The following is a 20,658-nucleotide window of genomic DNA, read 5'->3' as shown; positions in this document are numbered from 1 at the left end:
TACGATGATCTCTCATCGCCGCACTCCACCAAGCGCCCACACTTATCGGCTGTTACTTGTTAAAGATCTGTCCGCCTGCACCTTCCGGCGCCGTCGCTGCGAATCGTTTTGTTCGTCAGCAGCAGAGAAACGAGATTATGCGGCATCTCGTGGCGGGCGTCAATACCTTTCTTGCGCAAGGTCTGCTGATCTCTTCATTGAGCTGTTGCAAGCAGTGGCGCGATGCAGGGCGTTGTCTTATGTCTTATAGAAGACTTGATACGGCGAAATGCTATAATGCGGCAATTCCACGCGGGGGCGGCGCGCCGCTTCTGCCGCGGACGCCATGCTGTACCAATCAACCTATTCTGCGAGAACGTCCATGCTAGAAGCCTATCGCCAACATGCCGCCGAACGCGCTGCCCTCGGCATTCCTCCCCTGCCGCTGTCCGCGAAACAGACGGAAGAGCTGATTTCCCTGCTGAAGAACCCGCCGAAAGGTGAAGAGGAGTTTCTGGTTGAACTGCTCTCCTATCGTATTCCTGCGGGCGTGGACGACGCCGCGAAGGTCAAGGCTGCATTCCTCGAGAAACTTGCAAAGGGCGAAGAGCAATGCGCTCTTGTTTCGCGCGCCAAGGCGACCGAGCTGCTCGGCACCATGCTGGGCGGATTCAATATCAAGCCGATGATCGACCTGTTGAACGATGCCTCGGTCGGTACGGTGGCGGCCGAAGGCCTGAAGAAGACTCTTCTGATGTTCGACTACTTCCACGACGTCAAGGAACTGGCTGACAAGGGTAGTGCCAACGCGAAGGCAGTGCTGCAATCCTGGGCCGACGCCGAATGGTTCACCTCGCGCCCGGAAGTGCCGCAAAGCCTGACCGTGACAGTGTTCAAGGTGACCGGCGAGACCAATACGGACGATCTTTCCCCCGCTCCTGATGCCACCACGCGCCCGGACATCCCGCTGCACGCTCTGGCGATGCTGAAGAACCCGCGGCCGGGAATCGAGGCGGACGAACCGGGCAAGGTTGGTCCGATCAAGCAGATCGAAGCCCTCAAGGCCAAAGGCCACCAGGTCGCGTATGTCGGTGACGTCGTTGGTACCGGTTCGTCCCGCAAGTCGGCGACAAATTCGGTGCTCTGGTTCACCGGCGATGACATTCCGTTCATTCCGAACAAGCGGTTTGGCGGGGTTTGCCTCGGCGGCAAGATCGCTCCGATCTTCTACAACACGATGGAAGACGCGGGAGCGCTGCCGGTCGAACTCGACGTCTCCAAGATGGAAATGGGTGACGTGGTTGAACTGCGGCCCTATGAAGGCAAGGCGCTGAAGAACGGCCAGGTAATCTCCGAGTTCAAGGTGAAATCGGACGTTATTTTCGACGAAGTGCGCGCTGGCGGCCGGATTCCGTTGATCATTGGCCGCGGCCTGACTTCGAAGGCGCGTGAAGCGCTCGGCCTGCCGCCGTCGACGCTGTTCCGTCTGCCACAGAACCCGTCCGACAGCGGCAAGGGCTACTCGCTCGCGCAGAAGATGGTGGGCCGCGCCTGCGGACTGCCGGAAGGACAAGGAATTCGCCCCGGTACCTATTGTGAGCCGAAGATGACCACGGTGGGTTCGCAGGACACGACCGGGCCGATGACACGCGACGAACTCAAGGACCTGGCATGTCTCGGCTTCTCGGCCGATCTGGTGATGCAGTCGTTCTGCCATACCGCTGCGTATCCGAAGCCTGTGGATGTGCGCACGCACCTGACGCTGCCGAAATTCATCTCTACCCGCGGCGGTGTTTCGCTGCGTCCGGGCGACGGCGTGATCCATTCGTGGCTCAACCGCCTGCTGCTACCGGATACTGTCGGGACCGGCGGCGACTCGCACACGCGTTTCCCGATCGGCATCTCGTTCCCTGCGGGTTCGGGCCTCGTCGCATTCGCCGCTGCAACCGGCGTGATGCCCCTCGATATGCCTGAATCCGTGCTGGTCCGCTTCAAGGGCAAGATGCAGCCGGGCGTGACCCTGCGCGACCTGGTGAACGCAATTCCGCTTTACGCCATCAAGCAGGGACTGCTGACGGTCGAGAAACAGGGCAAGAAGAATATCTTCTCCGGCCGCATCCTGGAAATCGAAGGCTTGCCGCAGCTGAAGGTGGAGCAGGCCTTCGAGCTCTCCGACGCCTCGGCCGAACGCTCGGCGGCGGGCTGCACTGTCCGCCTCGACAAGGAACCGATCATCGAGTACATGAACTCGAACATCACCTTGATGAAGTGGATGATCGCCAACGGCTACGAGGACAAGCGCACGCTCGAGCGCCGCATCAAGGCCATGGAAAACTGGATCGGCAAGCCCGAGCTGCTGGCACCGGACGCCGATGCGGAGTATGCAGCAGTGATCGAGATCGATCTCGCGGACATCCACGAGCCGATCGTCGCCTGCCCGAACGACCCGGATGATGTGAAAACGTTGTCCGACGTCGCTGGCGACAAGATCGATGAAGTTTTTGTCGGCTCCTGCATGACCAACATCGGCCACTTCCGCGCGGCGTCCAAGCTGCTGGAAGGGAAAACGGACATCCCGGTGCGGTTGTGGATCGCTCCGCCGACCAAGATGGACCAGCAGGTGCTGATGTCGGAAGGCCACTATGGGACTCTGGGTCGTACGGGCGCGCGCATGGAAATGCCGGGCTGCTCGCTTTGCATGGGTAACCAGGCGCAGATACGCAAGGGTTCCACCGCCATGTCGACGTCGACGCGCAACTTCCCGAACCGTCTCGGCCTTGACACGCGCGTCTATCTCGGCTCAGCGGAGCTGGCAGCCGTCTGCGCCATGCTTGGCAAGATTCCTTCGAAGGAAGAGTACATGGCGAATATCGGGGTGATCGACAAGAATGCGGCCGATATTTACCGCTACATGAACTTCGACCAGATCCAGGACTTCCGCGAGGTGGCGGATACTGTTCGGCTCTGACCGGCAACAGCGGATGAGAAAAGAGGCCTGCGGGCCTCTTTTTTTCGTGTTTTTCCGCGCTCTCGCGAATACAAGGACGAAAAAAAACCCGCAGGCCTTGCGGCTTGCGGGTAAATCCAATTCAAGGAGAGTTGGAGGAGACGAATGAATATTAACGTGAAGCAACACAACCGTCTGCTTCAAAGACGTGATAACAGATATTCACCGCGTGAATAAAACAAGCCCGCCGGGATCGCCGGCGGGCTTGTGTCTCGCTCGATTTCCTGAAGTGGATTTTTTTGGGTGCTGCGCGCGTATATTAACGGTGTTTGCCGCGTAACGCCATATAAAGTTCAGCCGCCGACTGATGCACTTTCAGTCCTTCCGGCTAGGCGTCCCCGGGCGGCGGGGCCCGGTCGATAAGATCGCGCCGCGGGTAATCCCAACGAGGGACGGTTTCAGGACACGCCTCCGACCGCAAGTCCTGCAGCTGAATAGCCGTAAAATTTCCATTTGGGGTCGAGGCAAATCGCAGATCGATTGCCTCATTGTTGACCAGCAAGGGGATACGGGCAAAACGCAACCAGGCATCGAAGAAGCAGTTCTCTCGCTTCATGTCACGCAACTCCGCAAGACTTCCGTGCGCCGTACCAATGATGATGACGCCTCCCGGAACAGCATTTCGCGCCGGATTCAGGGAGGCCGGGCAGTCCTTTGCCGGCAGCACGCCGGGGGCAATGCTTGCGATGCCGCGGTTGAGTCGATATACACCCTGCTCCTCATCGCTGTCTACCGATGCAAACGCCCAGCAAAGTGGATTGGCTGGAAATGCAGTCAGCGCGATGTCATGCACGCGCGTGCCCCGGTGCTGTGCAAGCAGCACCTCGCGTACACCGCGTTCCGCTTCGTACGAGGCGGCCGCCTGCCCGCCGATGAAGATGACCAGCATGCCGGCGGCGACGGTGACGCCACGCCTAGTCCTGCAATGGGCGACCGACAGCAGCGCCGCAACAGCATACAACCCCAACAGCGAGAACCACACGAGATACGACTGCAACGTGAAGTACAGCGGAACGCCGAGCAGTAGCAAGATCAACAAGATGCGCAGTGTGCGGCGCGGAATCATCAATGCCATCGGCAGGCCAAGCGTCACCCAGAACATCGGCTCCAGGATGAAAACCATGTCGCCATACCTCCATCTTGAGTCGAAGGGGTGAAATGGATGCAGGCCGTAGGAATTCAGGTAGTCCATTGCAAGGTGCAGGCTGAAACCGGCGGCCAGCGCAATGAGAAAGCCAGCCCGGGCACTTCGGCTGTGCATGACGAGTTGACGTGCAGAGCGCCAGCAGGCCAGCAACACTGAAGCCAGCAGAAGCATCTGCGGCAGGGCGTACACGATCGTGTGCGTATGACCGCGGTGGTGCAGCAGGTAGCCGAGCGGCGCCGGTAGCAGCGGCGTCAGAACGAGGTCGAGATCCGGGAAGTTCGAAGCGAGCGCCGCGGTGGTAAGCAGCAGGCGGTGGCGCGTCCTGGTGTCTTCCGGCTTCGTTTCGGGCGCGAGGATTCTGTGCAAGAGCTCGCCCGCTGCCAGGCCGGCTACCGTATGGCTGAGGTTGTCCATGCGACGCCCGGGGATTGCAATCGATACGCCGGCATGACTTGCGGCGCGTTCTCAGCCGCCACACTCATTCTGCAAGCTCCGGAAGCCGTAACAGCGCGAGCCCGGCGAGAGGCTGGTCGGGGTTGCCGACGAATGCCGCCCGGTTGAACGGCTTGCCGTGCAACCAGGTCCCCGCTGCCGCCTTCAACTGCTGCACCGTGCACTGCAATACCCCGCTCCGGTATTGCCGGCGCATCTCCTCGGTGATGCCTTTCTGCTGCAGCTGCCATGACCACATGACCTCTTCGAACGGCGTGCGAGGGCGATCGAGGCCCTGCATGACGCAAATGATGGCCTCTTCCAGTTTCTCCTGTGAGATATCGGCGTGCAGCACCCATTCCGTCGCCTGCTGGAAGACCTCGTAGGTTTCCTTCAGGCGCGGATCCCTATAGGACATCATCACGAACAGTGCCGCTTCCGTCGAATAGGCGGCCTGGCCACCGTATGCGCCGCCTTCCTCGCGCAGGGCCTGATGCAGTACGAGATTGGTCATCAACTCACCGAGCACCGACAGCACGGGAGCGTCGGGATGGGACATTGCCGGACCGGGCCAGGCGGCGTAGCAATGGTTGACCTGGGCCGGCGCATGCAACGCGACCCCGGCGTATTTCGCCCGATCGGCCGGCGAAAGCGCAGTGGCGGAGAACGTCTCTGTTGCAGGCGGGGCCGACGGCAGGTCCAGCAACGTCGCCAACTGCCGAACATCCTCCGCGGCTCCCGCCGTCAGCACGAGGCGCGGTGCGGCAAGGATGCGCCGGTGCAGATCGGAGAGGCGGCGGGTGAGGTGCCGCATGCCGGCTTCGGTGCCGCTTTGCGTGTGGATCTCCCGGAAGAATGCGAGATAGGCTATGCCCCGCACGCGTTCTTCATACTGCCGCAACGGCGATAACGGCGCGGTAGCGGCCAGCTTGGCATAGTCATCGCCGCTTTCCGCCAGTTCGTCGCGCAGGTCCTGCATCGTACTGTCGATCAGGAATGCGATCCGTTCATGTTCGTCGAATCGGGCGGACTGGATGGACTCGCTCAGCACCTCGGCAATGGAAGCATTCTCCTCGCGCAGGCCCTTGGCGTAGAAGTCGGCAACGATGCGCAGCGCGCCGCTGGCATCCTGACGCTGCATCACGTGAACGTCCACATCAAAGTACGGCACCTTGTCATGGCGCCACGCGTCGGCCATGTCGTACGCCCTGCTGCCGACTCCGAGCTCCGGAGCAAGCTCCACATACAGCTGCAGCCAGGGCCAGTCGTCCGGGGCGAGCTCAGACAAGTCATACAGCACTCGTGCGTAGGAGACGCCGTTGGAAGCGACGGGAATGCCTGCATGGCCGGTGGCGTCCGCAACAAGCGCGACTGCTTGCCGCGGAGCGGGGTCGAGATCGTCGGGCCGGATGCGCGGAAGCACGTCGTTGTTCACGGGGGCGCGCTGGCGCTCGGTCAGCGCGGCCGCCTCGCGACGCAGGCGCGCCTTCTCGGCGTCGTCCAGCTCGGCCAGGCGCGCCTGCAACTGTGCCTGCTCCATCTTGTCGCGCTTGTCGAAGAAGGCCGGATCGGGCACCACGTCGACATCCAGCCGGGTCGTTGCGTCGAGCAGCTTGCGCACCAGTCCCTTGAAGTAGGACGGATCGGCGATCTTTTGCTGCAACTCCACGAGTACGTTTTCGTTGTCGAACCCGTTCATCACGTCGCCGCCGTACATCTCGTAGGGGATCGCGCGGAGGAGCCGGCGCATGGAGTTGGGCATCGAACCGGCGGCGATTTCCCGTTGGCGGAAACGGTGATCGCGCAGCGCGGCTTCGAGCATCGAACGCGGGACGCCTTCCTCGGCGGCACGCGTGAGGGCGCTCCAGATACGGTCGCGCGCGTTCGCCAGCTGGTCCTGCTGCAAACCTTCCATCCCGAGGTGGAAAACAATCTGTCGCATGCCGGTGTCGGCGCCGTTCATCGCCGAAGGTCTGCCGTACCCCGCGCTCTCCATTGCCCTTGCCACGGGCGACGCGGCATTGCCCAGCAAGCCGGTGTCTAGCAGGATGGCTTCGTAGTGGGACGCGACATCGACACTCTCGCCCAGCAGCCAGGCGACCTGAACGCCATAGTCCCTGCCTGGTACGGCAACACTGGTCCGCCGCGGCGCGGTCCACGTCGGCGCAAGCTCCGGAAGCAGGCGTGGCATGCGGCCGGAAAGCTTGCCGAGAACTTCGTCATCGATCACCTTTTGAATTTCCGCAGGATCGATGTCGCCGGCGGTCATGAAGACTGCCTGTGACGGATGATAGTGCGTCGCGTGGAACGCGCGCAGGGCTTCATGGGTAAGCGATGGAATATGCAGCGGATCGCCGCCGGACTCGTGCGCGTACGTGGTGCCCGCGAGGAGTTCGGCGGCAATGCCGGCATCGAGCGCGCGAACCGGATCCGCGAAGGCACCCTTCATCTCGTTGAAGACGATACCCTGGTAGCTGAGTTGCTCTCCGTCCAGCACCAGGCGCCATCCCTCCTGCAGGAAGTCGAGATAGTCGAGGCGCGGGAAGAACGCGGCATCGAGGTAGACGTGCAGGAGATTGAAGAAATCCGTCTTGTCGGTACTGGCGAATGGATAGACCGTCTTGTCCGCATAGGTCATGGCATTCATGAAATGCGCGATCGACCTGCGGGACATCGCGAAGAACGGATCGCGGACAGGGAACCGCTGGCTGCCGCACAGGGCAAGATGTTCCAGGATGTGCGCACGACCGTCGCTTGCATCGGGAACCGTGGGGAATCCCACCAGGAAGACGTATTCCTTGTCCTTGTTTGCGAGATGGATGTGCCTGGCGCCGCTTGCCGGATCTTCAAATTCCTGGACTTCGGCCTGCATCGCGGCGATCTGCCTGCTGCGTAATTTCTGGAAAGGCATAGAGCGAATGGGTATAGGTATGTGATGAGCTCGCCCATCATAACTGTTTGGGCGGCGCGCCGTCGGTCGTCTCGCCCTCCACCACGGCCAGCCCGCGATACTGCATGACGCTGTCGGCATCGCGGTAGCCGAGCCAGGCAGCCACGAGGTGCTCCGGTGTACCGGCGGCGAGGTGCCGGATGGCGAATGCATGTCGCAGCTGAAACAGGCCTGCTTTCTCATCTGCCAATCCCGCGCGCTGCAAGACCGCGCCGCACGCCTGCTGGCAACCTGTATGAGACCATACCTTGCCGGTCCTGGTCGCCGGAAAAGCCTGTTCACCATCGATCCCGTGCCCAGCGCGCTGCCTGAGCCAAGCCAGCAGAATGCGACCGGCCCACTCCGGAAGCGGCGTACGGCGGCCAGCCCGGGAAGCGTCGGCAGAAGGGATGTGAAGCGACGTTGGCAAGCCACCCTCCTGCTTATCCCGGATTACGTCTGCCAGCCGCAGCCGCCTGACTTCCGCAGGAGTCAACCCGCCACCGAGCATTACAGTGACCGCCGCCGCGTCTCTTGCCCGTCTCCATGATGCAGCCTGTTTGCCGTCGGCGATCGACTGCTCGAGGTACTCGATCAGCCGGTGCGTGTCAGAAGCAGAGAGGAACCGCGGCGCCTCGTCCTGCTCGACGGCGTTCGCCCGTCGGTGGGGCGGACGCTGCAGGAGGGCATGGGCGGCAAGATTGGGAGCTGTCCCGCGCTGTTCGGCATCGAGGCGGAGCAGCCGGTCTATCAGCACCAGGAATCGCCACTGATAGCGCGCACTGAGGACGGCAGCGGCTTCGCCACCGCCGCGCGCCGGGCGTGTCTGCAGGAAGCGGTTGATGTCGGCCTCCGTCAGCGTCGACAGGTGCAAACGGTTCGCCAGGCAGTAGTTGGCGAACGCCTTCCACATTTGCTGATACACCGATGCAGAGCTTGTCTTGAGAGGACGCGCGTCGCGCGCGGTGCTACGGCTTGCATCCCGTGCCGCGAGCCAGGACAAGTACAGGGAAGCGAAGGCTTGTGAAACGTTTAGCGGCTGCTCCGCTGCGCTGGCGGGCGTCTCCGTCGCGCGGCAAGTGGAATCGGGCAGGGTAAACGTACTAACGGCGGCCGTAATGTCTCGCTCCGCGGTCGATGCTGCGCACATTGGGCCTCTGACTTTTCGTTTATTCATTCTGCGGGGGGAATCGGCGGGGAAGCGGCACGAGCCGAACGCAGCCATCCGGAGGTCGCGGAAAGAAACAATCGCTGGTCGTCTTTCGGCATGTCTTTTCGTGCAGAGACACAGGCGGCAAAAAAAACCTTCAATTGCGCGCATAGTGTTCCGGCATTGATTCCGCGTTTTGGATCGGCTTCCCGGAATTTTGCTGGTGACCATGGCGCGCGTTCACCCAGGTCACTTGCCGCTCCAAGCAGGAACGCCCCCCGGTTCGCCGGGTTGGCAGGATCCGGGTGCAGGCTCCGGGCAGCCAGGTAATCCGAGAGGCGGGACAAGATGTCCTGACTCAGAGGCACGCTGCGATCCTTGCCGCTCTTGGCCGGGATATGCAGGTATGCGAGGCCACCGTCGAAGCGAATATCATCCACTCGTGCGCCGACAGCCTCGCCCAGGCGGATGCCGGTCGTGCGGATCAGTTTGAGGGCAAGCAGCAGGCGCTGGTTGGCCGATGTAAGCGCTAATGTTCCTGCATGTTGCATTATCCATTGCCAGTGGGTCGCATCGAATTCCCGCTTGCCGCTTGCAGACGGCGCGGGAAGCGGGATCTGCTGCCAGGGGTTTGCCACGACATAGCCGTTGACGACAAAGAAGCCATACATATTCTTCAGCACCACCGCCGCATGGCGTCGGGCGGCTGGAGAAAGCGGGCCTTCGAACGGGCGCCACAGGGGACTCCATTTTTCCCGTCCACGGGGACCACACCACGTCGTGGCAGGTTGCGGGTCCGCGATGAACTGGAGAAAAGCCTGGCAATCCTCGGGAGTTAACGATGATAGCGGCTTGCCGCGTACCAGCACCGACCAGAGCAGGAAGCGCTCACTTTCCTTGAGGTATGAGCGCTGGGTGCTGTTCAGGCTTTGCAAGCGCTGCTCGGGGACGGGCGTCGAAACGACGGACGGCGCCGCGCCCTCGCTTGGCGACGCCTTCGACGCGATCCAGGCAAACATGGCGGGAATATCCGTGTCAGCGTCGAGGCGGTTGCGTTCGCGGTCCGCCCTGAATTCTCCGCGGCTGCCGTCGAGCCCCGTCGGCGGCACGAATTTCTCGATAGGCACTATTCCGCTGGCGTTTTGTACCAGCCCTAGCAGCTCGGACCTACTCGTCATGTTGCGAGGCGTACCGACGTGTGCGCCGATCGTGATTCCCAGGGCTGGTTGCTGCGCACGCAGCCAGCCGACAATGCGTTCCGCCTTGCCTGCGCCGATCCCCGGGATGCCGGCCCACCAGCGATGTCCAATGCCGTTGACGCGCAGCGCGAGCGCCGCAAGCGTCGTGATTCCGACCTTTTCCAGGCGTTTCGCCAAGTCGGGATTCAGCCAGTATTCCGGCGGGTCTTCGGGTCGTGGCGGCACTGCCACCAGGTCTTCAAGCCAGCGCAATGCCTCGAGCTGGCGGGCGATCACGCGCTTTCGTCGGGACTGGGCGCCAGGTGCCGCGCCCAAATGCGCCTTGTAGTACTCCAGCTGCTCAACCTGCGAAAAGCCGTCCAGCCCGTGTTCGATTGCGAATTCCTCGAGACTCGGCAGGGAAGGCGGTGAATCGGCGATGCGCTCGGCATCGATCTGCATGAGCCGCGCGATGCCGTGCCGCGAGCACCGCCTCGCTGCTGCGGCAAATTCATCCCGGATTCGCTGGATCATCCGCCGAACGTGGCGAATGTCGTCGTGCTCACCTTCCAACCGAAGGTAGCGGTCCCAGCTTTGCCGGGTATCCAGGCCCTGGACGACGGCGCGCATGAATGCGAAGTGCCCGGCGTGCAGCCTTTGCCTGCGGATCGCAGATGGCGATTTCGAGACCAGAGACGCGAATTTGTCCGACCGAGGGTTTGAAGTCGCCATTGAGCGCGCCGTATGCCAGAGGAAAAAGCGAGGGAGGACTTATTATCATTTATCGCAAAAAATGTTTCAAGAAGCTGCCTCGTAGTAAGGGCTTGTATTTTTCTTCGGCAAAAACAAGGACTTAAGCCCGGTTTCCCCCGCCCGGTCCTGGGCCGCGCTCCTCGTCGCCGAGCTACGATCCGGTCTTTGGCATTGCTCATCCCCGCTGCTTGCCAGCGCGGTAGAGATGTCGGTAAGGTGAGAAGAATTGGGAAGCCGTGCACCTCAATTCGCCACCGCAGAGGTGAGTGGAGGGGCACTTGGTTTCAGGGGTGCGGGATGCCGACCTACGTGCGGCGGCCGACGTTGCTGGAGTGCGCGCTTTTCATCGTCAAAGGATGAGGATCATACGTGAGCTCCAGGTGAGAAGATTTGGGATTGCGGTGGCAGTGCCAGATCACCCGCGGCTGTCATGGCAACGGAAGGTTGATATTGCAGCGACGGTGAGAAGATTTGGGGGACGAAGGGCTAGGGGAAGGACGGAGTTTTTTCGGCAGCTGACCTCGAGTCGACCTGCACTCACATTGATTGACCTTGGCGGCAAACTTGCGCCTGAATACTGAGGAAATGTCCGCTCATCGCTTCACACGGTTGATCGGCTGCCTGACTGGGCAAGGCGTTTGTTCTCATCAGGCGGTTACTCACCAATACGTTATTTCTTGAAGCGCTACCTCGGCTGTGAAGCAGGCTCCAGAATGGTTGATGGTCATGTTCGGCCGTCGGAGCGCGATTTGCTCGACGCGCCTTGTGCGGCACTCTCGACTGCCCTTCGTGTCACTCGGTGGACCGAGAAGATCAGGTGAGAACTTTTGGGATAAAAAAGGGCACGTCGCTGACGTGCCCTGCAGGAGTGAGTAGGTCAATTGTACGGTACAAGAGTATGTCTCATGTTTTACAAGAGGGCTCTTGTACCGTACAAGAACCTACTTCTTTGAAAGGAAAGTCTGAAGGCTAGACGCCAGTTCCTTGATCCGTGCGCCGTCAATTGCGCCTCGTGTAAATTGCACTGAGGCTTTCAGGCCGTCAAAAACGACTTTCGCAACGACCTTGCCGTCGACAATCACAACTTCCGTAGACGGCTGTGCTGCACCTATTCCGCAAAGCAGCTCGAAGACTTCCTTCGGTGTCTGTGCCACTGAACGATTGGCGCTCAGCTCTTGAGCCCGTGCAAGTACGCCATCGGGGTCAGCCTGCAGCGCGTCGTTGAGTGCCTTCGCCCAACGGAACTGCAAGTCGAGCGGCGAGGCAAAAGCTTGCACGACTGCCTCTGGAAGATCAGCCAACCGCAACGCCTTGCTCAGGTTGCCGGGATCGACTCCAAGCTCTCGCGCCAGCTGATCCTGCGAGGCGAACAATTGCTCGCTGAGCGCCCTGCGATACATGACACCTTGTTCCCATGGAGCGAGGTCGGCGCGGGCACGATTCTCCCGATCCATCTCCTTGAACAGGTCCTGGTCTGACACATCCTCGACCAACGCAAGTACAGGCAGATCCAACTCAAGGCAGGCGCGATGACGGCGATGGCCGAACACGAGTTCAAACCGCTCCGGGTCATCCTTCCTGGGGCGAACTTTGATTGGTTGCACGTTGCCACCCGCTTCCGCGATCTCCTCCTTCAGTGCCTTGAAAGCCGGCAGATCAAAACTGCGCTTGTCGCGGTTTGCCCAGCGAGATGCGGTGATCAATGCGGGGTCGATCAGCCGCACAGGAAGGGCACCCTCGAACTCCTTCAATCGGGCCTCAAGCACTTCGAGCTTCTTGTTGTTTTCCTTCATGAGGGAATTGACCATCAACATCTGGCCAGGCCCCGTACGCAATGGGGGAGCGGAAGGTGTGGCAGGACTGGCGTTGTCGGCTTTTGGCGGAACGAGCAATCCCTCTGTTTTCTTTGCAAGACGGTCCTTGATAGACATGCGCTTCTCCTCAGGCAAGTTGAGCGTTCCAAGAATTGCGGATCGACACCTCGACCAGATCGTTCACCCGATCGTATGCATCCCGCGCTCGGCTGTACGTCTTCATGCTCCCATCGTAACGACTGATGTCGTAGACAGTGCCAAACTCTGCCGAACTCGACGATGTGACCGCCGTTTTCGGAATCTCCACAGGCAACACCTTCTCAGCATAAGTTGCCGAGATCCAGGACCGGACAACGTCGCTGGCCACATCCGACGAGTCGACGCGGGCCAGCAATACATGAATGAAATCAAAAGTCTTGCTGATGCCGGCACTCTCGACAAGGTTGGACGCGAGATCGCTGAAGAGGCTCCAGAACTGCGCACTGCTCGCGAAATCGAGTGCGTTAGGCGGAAGCGGCACCATCAGGCCGTCCGCCGCCATGAAAGCGTTGATCGTTACGTAGGACAACGACGGCGGAGTATCAATGATGATGACGTCGTAGTCGTCCCGTACATCCTCCAGGCCGAGATTGAGAACATCCCAGAACTGAAACTCCGGATCCTTCATCTGACGCGACGGCAAGACAAACTCCGCCGAGAACAGGCTGGACGATGCAGCAACAAGATCGATACCATCCCAGTACGTGGACTGGATCGAAGACCGGATCGAAGTGGTGTCCCCGTACACCAGAGGCGCAATTGTCTGGTCCTCAGTGACTTCCGTATCTGGCATGATGCCGAATAATGTAGTCAAGGAACCCTGGGGATCAGCGTCCACTACTAGAACCTTGTGACCCCGCAGGGAGAGTCCCTGTGCCATTACCATAGCGGTCGTCGTCTTGCTGACGCCACCTTTGAAGTTGCCAATTGCAAGCGTGATCGCACGGGCACCCTGGGGTCGGAGATGTGCCGCGCGATATTGTTGTACCCACACGCGTGCTTCCTGAAGAGTGAATTCTCGACGGGACCCTTTGTCGTTCAATTGGCCCGGGGGCAGATCCGCCTTGCTGATCCGGTACGCGACCTGGCCCTTGTCAATACCGCACAGCGCGGCGAGCTGCGTAGACGAAAAGACTGGCGGATTCTTGATGGCGTTCGGCGCCAACATTCTTGACCGTATCTGGTTGACCATCTGGGCCGCGCGCTCCGCCTGGTCGACAATATCGCTGATATGTATCTTCTGCGGACTTTTAAAATCAGGTGCAATCATAGGACTCCCATTGGTTTTTCGATGACAATTTATTCTACGTCACATACTCGTTACTCTCCTACTAGAAATTCATCGAATTTTCATTAAATTCCTGTTTTCCGCATAATCCTTTGCGGACGCAAACAATCCGAGTTCGTTGGCAAATGGCAGCTTCGCTAAAAAAAGTAAACCAACTTCAACATCTTTAAGAACTAAAGGCTTCGCTTTTCTTATTAAAATCAGTTACTTAGCGGAGATATGGTGAGACGTTTTGGGAGTTACGGTGAGAGAATTTGGGACCGATGGTGAGAAATCATGGGTCTCAGGGTGAGAGCGGTTGGGTCACAAGGTGAGTGGATATAGGGTGAATGGTACGAGAGGCGATCGCGAAGATAGGTGAGAGCTTTTGGGAGAATGGGCTTGGGAAGAGTCTCACTCACCATGCGCCGCCATGAAACGCCCGGGAAAGGTGAGATTGCATTTGGCCGATACTCACTATAGACTCTTGCGGAAATATTCATCACGGTGCCGTTTCCATGGCAGAAGCCAGCAATTCCAATCGACGCAGCCGCAGCAGCGCGAGGGCTACCGAGCCTGACTACCTGCTGCGCAAGCCCGTCAATACGCTGGCGATTGTGCCGAAGTCGGAGAAGATCACCGTCACTGCTCGGAAGATCTACAACGTCATGCTGCAGTTCGCGCAGCGTCAGGGCGTGGACAAGGAGCGTTATCGTGCACGGCTGTCCGAAATCGCCATTGGTATCGACTTCAACTCCAACAATACGGAAATCATCAAGCAGTATTTCCGGCAAATGGCGACGACGGGGGTCGAATGGCAGTCCCCGACAACCGGTGAGGGGGCTCGATGGAGTATCTCGGCCCTCATTGCGCACGCCGACCTGATTCAGCGCGGGAACGAACTGACGTTGGAATGGAGCTACGCACCGAACATCAAGCAGGAGCTGCTGGATCCGCAACGCTTCGCCAAGATGTCCCTGCAAGTCCTGGCAGCGCTGAACACCATGGCTTCGCTGGTCTTGTATGAAATTTGCTGCCGATATGCGGACAACCCCGGGGGCTTGACCGCGCGGCAAGCATGGTCATGGTGGCGGCCGGTGTTGACCGGTACGCCGGACAGCCCGGCCAGCGCGTACCAGGAATACAAGATCTTCAATCGCGACGTCGTGAAGAAGGCCGTCAAGAAGGTGAACGAAGTCACCGACCTTGACGTGGAGCTGATTGAACACAAGAGCGGCCGTTCGGTACAGGATCTGCAGTTCCGGGTGCGGCGCAAGCAGGCGCAGATCGCACCGGCGCAACGTCCGATCGAGCCGGTGGATCTGAAAACCATCGGTAACGCGATTCGCGCCGGTCTGCCGCAGGACCGGGCAGAAAAGCTGCTGCTTCGCTTTGGCGCCAAGGCGGTCGACGAGGCGATCGCGATCATGAACGAGCGCCAACGCCGGCAAAACATGGAACCGGTGCGGGCGCCGGAAAAGTACCTGTTGACGATACTGCAGTCGGGCCAGCTGGCAACCGAGAAGGAAGCAGTGCTCCCCGCCCGCAAGAGCTACGACACAAAGGCGGAGCGACTAAAGCTGATCGAGCAGTTCATGGCCTACAAGAGGACGCAGTTGTCCGAGATGTTTCAGGAGATGCCGCAGGAAGACCAGAAGGTATGGATCGCCCGCTTCGAACAGGAAGCATTGCCGGCGACAGGCGCCATTCAGAAGGCATACCAGAGCAAGGGCATTTCGAGCCAGATCGTGCGTCCGGTATTTCTCAAGTTTCTCGGTAACGCCGTTTGGGAAGATGGCTGGGAAAAGCCGACTGAATATGAGCTGACCGACCTGGCAATCCGGATGAAGAACGAACAGGCAGCGGCAATTGAAACACGGACCAGCGTGCGGACGCGTTGATCCGGTTCGCGCCTCCTATCTAAAGTAACGCCGGGAGCGACCGCTGCCCGAACTGGAAACCACGCCTTTCCTGGTGAGGATGCTCAGCGCGTTTGCCTGCCGCTGTGCGAGCCTTTTTTCCTGTTCCCTGGTCGGCGTAATGCCGAGGGATTTCACTGCCGCGGCCAGGACTTCCGATGCCGCCATCGGGTCCGATCCGATAACGGTCGGCCAGAATTCCATGCCCGTGGCAGGAAGGTCTGCTTCGGCGCGCTTCTGCGGGCGGCCGGGCCCCTTCGCTGCCTTCGCTCCGGTTGTTTTCGTGGACGCGTGCTTCTGCCGGCCGGGGCGGGCACTGCGGGGCTGACTGGCGATCGCCCCTTCGACATCCTCGAGCTGCCCGATTGCCGCCTCCAATGCCTCGACGCGGGACTGATAGTAAGTCAGGCCTTGTCTCGCATGATCCAGTTCGGCTTCGATCGCGCGCTTCGCGGTTTGCAGGTTGGACATGCACCATCTCCGTCTCTTGTCGTTCGTACACGGCAGTGTAAAGGAAATCGTGCGCTGCGGCAGGCGACGACGGCCGCGAAGGCGCCGAGCTTACCTGCGGCCGATGCAGATGTACTCGAGACCGCTGGCGCGCATTGTTGCGGGCTTGTAGAGATTGCGGCCGTCGAAGACCACCCGTTGTTTCAACAACTCACGCAGCACGGCGTGATTCGGCGCCCTGAACTCCTTCCACTCGGTGACGATTACCAGGGCGTCGGCATCGCGCAGGGCTTCGACGGCGGAGGCGGCGAATGCAAGCCGGCTGTCCTTGGGGAAGAGCCTCCGCGCCTCGGGCATCGCCACCGGGTCGTAGGCCGTTATCCTCGCGCCCGCCCCGAGCAAGCCGCTGATCAGCACACGGCTCGTCGCGGCCCGCATGTCGTTCGTGTTGGCCTTGAAGGCCAGACCCCACATGGCGAAGCGCCTTCCGCTGAGGTCGCTTCCGAAACGATCCCTGATTTTGCGAAGCAGCAAGCGCTTTTGCGCCTCGTTGGCTTCCTCCACTGCTTTCAGGACGCTGAGTCTCGTACTGTTCTCCAGTGCCATCCTTAACAGCGCGCGCACATCTTTCGGGAAGCATGACCCGCCGTAACCGCAGCCCGCGTACAGGAAGTCGAAGCCGATCCGGGGATCGGATCCAATGCCGACCCGCACCTGCTCGATGTCGGCGTCAACCTTGTCCGCCAGGTTGGCAAGCTCGTTCATGAATGAGATCCGGGTGGCAAGCATCGCATTGGCGGCGTACTTGGTGAGCTCGGCCGACCGAATGTCCATCAGCATGAGGCGATCGTGGTTGCGGATGAACGCGGAATAGATGGAGCGCATGCACTCGACCGCATGCGGGTCGTCGGCGCCGATAATGACCCGATCCGGTCGCATGAAGTCGTCAACCGCCGCGCCCTCCTTCAAAAACTCGGGGTTCGACACGACGGAAAAGGAAATGTCCGCGCCGCGCCGGCCGAGTTCCTCACAAATTGCCGACCTGACCGCATCCGCCGTTCCGACCGGTACGGTCGATTTGTTGACAACGATGGTATGAGACGTCATGTGCCTGCCAATGTTACGCGCGGCGCAGAGCACATACTGGAGGTCCGCCGATCCGTCCTCGCCAGGCGGCGTGCCCACCGCGATGAACTGTACCGCGCCGAATGCCGCAGCCTTGGCCGCATCGGTGGTGAAGCGCAGGCGGCCAGCCGCGGTGTTGCGCGCCACCATCTCTTCCAGCCCGGGCTCGTGGATCGGGATACGGCCGTCATTGAGCATGGCGATCTTGCCGGGATCGAGATCCAGGCAAAGCACGTCGTTGCCGACCTCGGCGAGGCAGGTGCCGGTGACGAGACCGACATATCCGGTTCCTATTACGGTGATGTTCATGTTGCAGCTCCGTTCGCTGTTGAAAGAGGATTTACCGGGAGACGAAATCGCGGAGCCGGGCGAGCAGGGCCGGGTCCGCGTAGTCGCCGATGCAATCACCGGTCTCCAGCACGTCGCGCGCGCTCAGCAGGCGCGTCACGTCGTCGGTTTCGTGCGCGACGAACACGCCCGGTTTGCGCCCCAGCCAGCGCGCCGTCGCGAGCTGATGCTCGTTACGGTGCTCGCCGAGCGCCGCCTTGCGCGGCAGGATCAGGATGCGCTTGCGGTATTTCAGCGCGGTCAGGATGGAACCCATGCCGGCATGGGAGACGATCAGGTCCGCCTTGCGGAAGAGATCGTCTGCCAGTGAGGGCGGAACATAGTCGGCGTGCTCGCAGTGGCGCGGCCGGTACTTGCCGGCGGCTGTCTGCGCGAACACCGGAACACCGCCGGTCGCGGCCCATTCGTCCACGGCGGCGACCAGCCTGTCAAACGGGAGCTGGGTACCCACGGTCAGGAAGATCATAGGACGCCTCCCCAGTACTCGGGGCCGTCGGGGTGCGCAAGGTGCGCCCATTGCGTGAGCCAGACATCGGCATAGCGCTTCGCAAATCTCCCTGACACGGAGAGTTGTTCCGAATTGGCGATGCTGTCGATCCAGATCGTGCGCGCCCCGAGGAGCCTGCCGAAGAAGATGGCAGCGAAACCCGGCGCCGCCCCGGTCGAGATCACGACGTCCGGACGCAGGCGCACGACGTGCAGCAGCACTTCCCCGAACATGCGCAGCAGGCGCAACTTCTCCTTGAGGTTGGCATCGGCGATCGTGACCAGCCTGCTCGCCACATCCTTTCCGTAGTCGGCGTTGGTCGTCATATACGTGACATCGTTGTGCTCGAACGCCGGCCGGAGCCGAAGCAGCTGCACCCAGTGGCCGCCGCCGGAGGCGACGGCAAGGACCTGTTTGCGGGTTGTGTTCATTCTTCATGACCTCCGTGTGAGTCGGATGACGGGTGATGGCCGCCGCCGCCAAACGTGCCGCTGCGGCGTTTGCTCGGGATATCCGCCACCGGCGGACCACGCGCCTCGAAACAGGAGACCGTCACAGTTGTACTGCCGATTGCCGTGTGTTTCATCGGTACGCTTCCTGGACGCCCGGCGCCAATGGCGTGAGCTCGAGCCTGATCCAGGCTTCACGGGCGCTGACCAGGGCGACCAGCAGGACGGTGCGCTGGCGTGGAGGCTGCAGGGCGGGTGCGGCGGCAAGCGTGACGTCGAGCGGAAGGGATCCGGACAGGCGCAGCCGGTAGCTGCGCGCGGCGCACTTGAGCATGCCTGTCCATTCCCGGTTGCCGCGCCATGAACCGATGGGCTCGACGTAGGCGAAGCCGGGTGCCGCAGGAAGCGGCGCCGGCGCGGATGGCTGGCGTCCCGGGGAAAGCATGCAGTCGCTATGGTAGACAGCACCCAGGCTCGCGGCGCCTGCACCGGCGGGCGCAAAGGTCAGCTGATCGGTGAACGCGGCGTCGGAGGCGTGTAGCCGTCGCCGCACGCCGACGTTCCGTTGGAATGACCTGTATCCCGCTTCGATGCTGTCCGGACCCGTGTGCGCCTGACTTGGCAGGGAAAACCAGTTGCTGACGCCGAGACCGTTGACGAGAGGTGAGGTGTGGGCGGCGGCAAGCTTGTAGTAGAGCCGATGGCGATCCGACCCGTATGCCGGCGTCGCCGAATTGCGGAACAGCCACTGGCCATCGTGCTTGAGCTCGTAGGCGAGCGTGTCCTGATGGGCGTGGAACGGGGCTGCCTGGCCTGCGCGCAGCAACGCCTGCCAGCCCCCGCTGCGCAGGAACAGCGACCTCAGACCAGGTAGCGCCGTTCCGCCGGCTTCGTTTTCCGGCAGAAGCGAGTGTGCCGCTTCTCCGGTTGGCGGGTCGAGCAGCGTATCCCAGTCCGTCGTTTCCCTGGCAGCCTCGTCGCCGGACTCGGTCGGCAGCAGCCTGCGAACGGCGTGAAGCAGCCCAATGTCGGGAATGCGCAGATAGCGGTTGTTGTCGTTGATCGTCGGCGCGTCGCTGCCGTCGAACCGCACGCGGTAGGGCGAGGTCATCAGCGCCCGCGCAAGCGGATGCAGCGGGAGGAAATCGGGGCGCCCACGCAATGCCGCCGCAAGAAGAACTTCGTGCACCGCGCGCACCACGTAATTCTGGTACGAGAGCGAGAGCTCGAACCAGAAGCCATCGTCGGAGGTGCCCTTTTCGAGCAGGCGCTCAACGGCCCACGGCCCGGCGGTCGATTGGTAGAGCAGCGCGCCGTCGTTGCACTCCATGGCGGCGACGGCAGTGGCCGCCGCGTACCAGACTGCGATGTTGTGCACCTCGCGCTGGGCGGCGAGCAGCCGTGATCCGATTGGCTGCAGCAAACCTGTACACCATGAACCCGCCTGCTCAACCGCCACGTGCGGACGCAGCAGGCGAACCGTGTCGGCAAGCGCGGGCAGTGCGTTTGCCTCGTCCAGGCCCTGCCTGAAAAGGACAGGCTGTCCCTGGCGGGCCTGGGATTGCCGCGCATGCAGGCGAACGTACATGTCGAGCTGGCCGGCCGCCCAGTCGATCATGCGACGCTGCTCCAGCAAGATCCCGAGGCGTGCTGCGGCCTGCATCGTGGCGACATGATGATGGCGTACAAGCGCGATGCAGCCGGCGGTACTGCGGTCGCCGGCGCCCGCCTCACCACAGGACTGTCCCGGCGTCCATGTGCTGAATGCGCCGGAGGACGCTTCCTGGTAGTCGTGGATCCATCCCGCCTCCAGGTCCTCGCGCTCCGGACTTGCCGTCATCCAGTTCTCCACACGCGCCGACTCCTGCTCCAGCCAGCGGCGCCAGCCTTCCTCCAGCACCACGCGGCGGCGCGCGCCTTGCCAGTCTTCCAGGGCCTCCCTTTGCGCAGGCAATGCTTCGGCCGACGCAACGATGGGCAGAAGCAGTGCTGCCGTCATCGCCCATCCAGCAGGCTGCTTCAGGCAAATGCGGGAACAGCGAAGTGTCCTCATATTCATTGCGATCCTGTTTGTTGGTCATGCCCTGGCCGCGCTGCCCGCCAGCCCTGGCAAAAAGCGGCCCTGCGGCCCCGGAGCATGCAAATCCTGTGAGCCGCGCTGCATGTATTCTTGCGGGTCGTTCCC

At 61.3% G+C, this 20,658-nt stretch carries 13 protein-coding genes; 2 read left to right on the top strand and 11 right to left on the bottom strand.

Translation table 11 applies throughout. The features are described from left to right. Nucleotides 1–361: 361 nt before the first annotated feature. Nucleotides 362–2,947, top strand: a complete 2,586-nt coding sequence (gene acnB, locus VIM12_RS12845) for a bifunctional aconitate hydratase 2/2-methylisocitrate dehydratase (protein WP_331942030.1) — start codon at nt 362–364, stop codon at nt 2,945–2,947. A gap of 367 nt (nt 2,948–3,314) precedes the next feature. On the opposite strand, the gene VIM12_RS12840 is transcribed toward acnB, so the two are convergent. The 6 genes from VIM12_RS12840 to VIM12_RS12815 all read right to left on the bottom strand — a co-directional run bounded on the left by VIM12_RS12840 (nt 3,315) and on the right by VIM12_RS12815 (nt 13,698). Continuing rightward, nucleotides 3,315–4,547, bottom strand: a complete 1,233-nt coding sequence (locus VIM12_RS12840; protein WP_331942029.1) for a metal-dependent hydrolase — start codon at nt 4,545–4,547, stop codon at nt 3,315–3,317. Nucleotides 4,548–4,611: 64 nt separating this feature from the next. Continuing rightward, the gene (locus tag VIM12_RS12835) at nt 4,612–7,476 is read right to left on the bottom strand and encodes an insulinase family protein (RefSeq protein ID WP_331942028.1); all 2,865 of its coding nucleotides are present in this window, start codon (nt 7,474–7,476) and stop codon (nt 4,612–4,614) included. Nucleotides 7,477–7,513: 37 nt separating this feature from the next. Then, entirely contained in the window at nt 7,514–8,407 is an 894-nt protein-coding gene (locus tag VIM12_RS12830; RefSeq protein WP_331942027.1) for a site-specific integrase, read from the bottom strand. Nucleotides 8,408–8,667: 260 nt separating this feature from the next. Continuing rightward, a complete protein-coding gene (locus VIM12_RS12825) occupies nt 8,668–10,554 on the bottom strand; it encodes a site-specific integrase (protein WP_331942026.1) in 1,887 nt (628 codons plus the stop codon). Between the two features lie 962 nt (nt 10,555–11,516). After that, entirely contained in the window at nt 11,517–12,506 is a 990-nt protein-coding gene (locus tag VIM12_RS12820; protein ID WP_331942025.1) for a ParB/RepB/Spo0J family partition protein, read from the bottom strand. 10 nt (nt 12,507–12,516) lie between these two features. Then, nucleotides 12,517–13,698, bottom strand: a complete 1,182-nt coding sequence (locus VIM12_RS12815; protein ID WP_331942024.1) for an AAA family ATPase — start codon at nt 13,696–13,698, stop codon at nt 12,517–12,519. 515 nt (nt 13,699–14,213) lie between these two features. Here VIM12_RS12815 and VIM12_RS12810 point away from each other — a divergent pair. After that, a complete protein-coding gene (locus VIM12_RS12810; RefSeq protein ID WP_331942023.1) occupies nt 14,214–15,596 on the top strand; it encodes a replication initiation protein in 1,383 nt (460 codons plus the stop codon). A gap of 15 nt (nt 15,597–15,611) precedes the next feature. Here VIM12_RS12810 and VIM12_RS12805 read toward each other — a convergent pair whose 3' ends face one another. The 5 genes from VIM12_RS12805 to VIM12_RS12785 form a co-directional block, all read right to left on the bottom strand. Continuing rightward, nucleotides 15,612–16,085 (bottom strand): hypothetical protein, encoded by a 474-nt coding sequence (locus VIM12_RS12805; RefSeq protein ID WP_331942022.1) that lies wholly within the window; start codon nt 16,083–16,085, stop codon nt 15,612–15,614. A 90-nt stretch (nt 16,086–16,175) separates the two neighbouring features. After that, entirely contained in the window at nt 16,176–17,498 is a 1,323-nt protein-coding gene (locus tag VIM12_RS12800; protein WP_331942047.1) for a UDP-glucose/GDP-mannose dehydrogenase family protein, read from the bottom strand. A gap of 31 nt (nt 17,499–17,529) precedes the next feature. Further along, nucleotides 17,530–18,003 carry a glycosyltransferase gene (locus tag VIM12_RS12795; protein ID WP_331942021.1) on the bottom strand — a complete coding sequence of 158 codons (474 nt, stop codon included), beginning with the start codon at nt 18,001–18,003 and terminating at the stop codon, nt 17,530–17,532. Further along, entirely contained in the window at nt 18,000–18,455 is a 456-nt protein-coding gene (locus VIM12_RS12790) for a glycosyl transferase (protein ID WP_331942020.1), read from the bottom strand. The genes VIM12_RS12795 and VIM12_RS12790 overlap by 4 nt, the downstream gene beginning before the upstream one ends. Before the next feature lie 151 nt (nt 18,456–18,606). Beyond that, nucleotides 18,607–20,472: a heparinase II/III domain-containing protein gene (locus VIM12_RS12785; protein ID WP_331942019.1), complete on the bottom strand. Its 1,866-nt coding sequence runs from the start codon at nt 20,470–20,472 to the stop codon at nt 18,607–18,609. Between the last annotated feature and the right edge of the window lie 186 nt (nt 20,473–20,658).

The organism is Noviherbaspirillum sp., from assembly GCF_036563305.1.
In the GTDB taxonomy this organism is placed as follows: Bacteria; Pseudomonadota; Gammaproteobacteria; order Burkholderiales; family Burkholderiaceae_D; genus Noviherbaspirillum.
The sequence above is the reverse complement of the archived record's forward strand: the minus strand, read 5'-3'. Positions and strand labels throughout refer to the sequence as shown.

Coding starts and splice junctions, on each gene's coding strand:
- VIM12_RS12785 (WP_331942019.1), bottom strand. CDS start 20,472: ATGACGGCAGCACTGCTTCTGCCCATCGTTGCGTCGGCCGAAGCATTG.
- VIM12_RS12840 (WP_331942029.1), bottom strand. CDS start 4,547: ATGGACAACCTCAGCCATACGGTAGCCGGCCTGGCAGCGGGCGAGCTC.
- VIM12_RS12800 (WP_331942047.1), bottom strand. CDS start 17,498: ATGAACATCACCGTAATAGGAACCGGATATGTCGGTCTCGTCACCGGC.
- VIM12_RS12820 (WP_331942025.1), bottom strand. CDS start 12,506: ATGTCTATCAAGGACCGTCTTGCAAAGAAAACAGAGGGATTGCTCGTT.
- VIM12_RS12825 (WP_331942026.1), bottom strand. CDS start 10,554: ATGGCGACTTCAAACCCTCGGTCGGACAAATTCGCGTCTCTGGTCTCG.
- VIM12_RS12790 (WP_331942020.1), bottom strand. CDS start 18,455: ATGAACACAACCCGCAAACAGGTCCTTGCCGTCGCCTCCGGCGGCGGC.
- VIM12_RS12835 (WP_331942028.1), bottom strand. CDS start 7,476: ATGCCTTTCCAGAAATTACGCAGCAGGCAGATCGCCGCGATGCAGGCC.
- VIM12_RS12795 (WP_331942021.1), bottom strand. CDS start 18,003: ATGATCTTCCTGACCGTGGGTACCCAGCTCCCGTTTGACAGGCTGGTC.
- VIM12_RS12830 (WP_331942027.1), bottom strand. CDS start 8,407: ATGTGGAAGGCGTTCGCCAACTACTGCCTGGCGAACCGTTTGCACCTG.
- VIM12_RS12815 (WP_331942024.1), bottom strand. CDS start 13,698: ATGATTGCACCTGATTTTAAAAGTCCGCAGAAGATACATATCAGCGAT.
- VIM12_RS12805 (WP_331942022.1), bottom strand. CDS start 16,085: ATGTCCAACCTGCAAACCGCGAAGCGCGCGATCGAAGCCGAACTGGAT.
- acnB (WP_331942030.1), top strand. CDS start 362: ATGCTAGAAGCCTATCGCCAACATGCCGCCGAACGCGCTGCCCTCGGC.
- VIM12_RS12810 (WP_331942023.1), top strand. CDS start 14,214: ATGGCAGAAGCCAGCAATTCCAATCGACGCAGCCGCAGCAGCGCGAGG.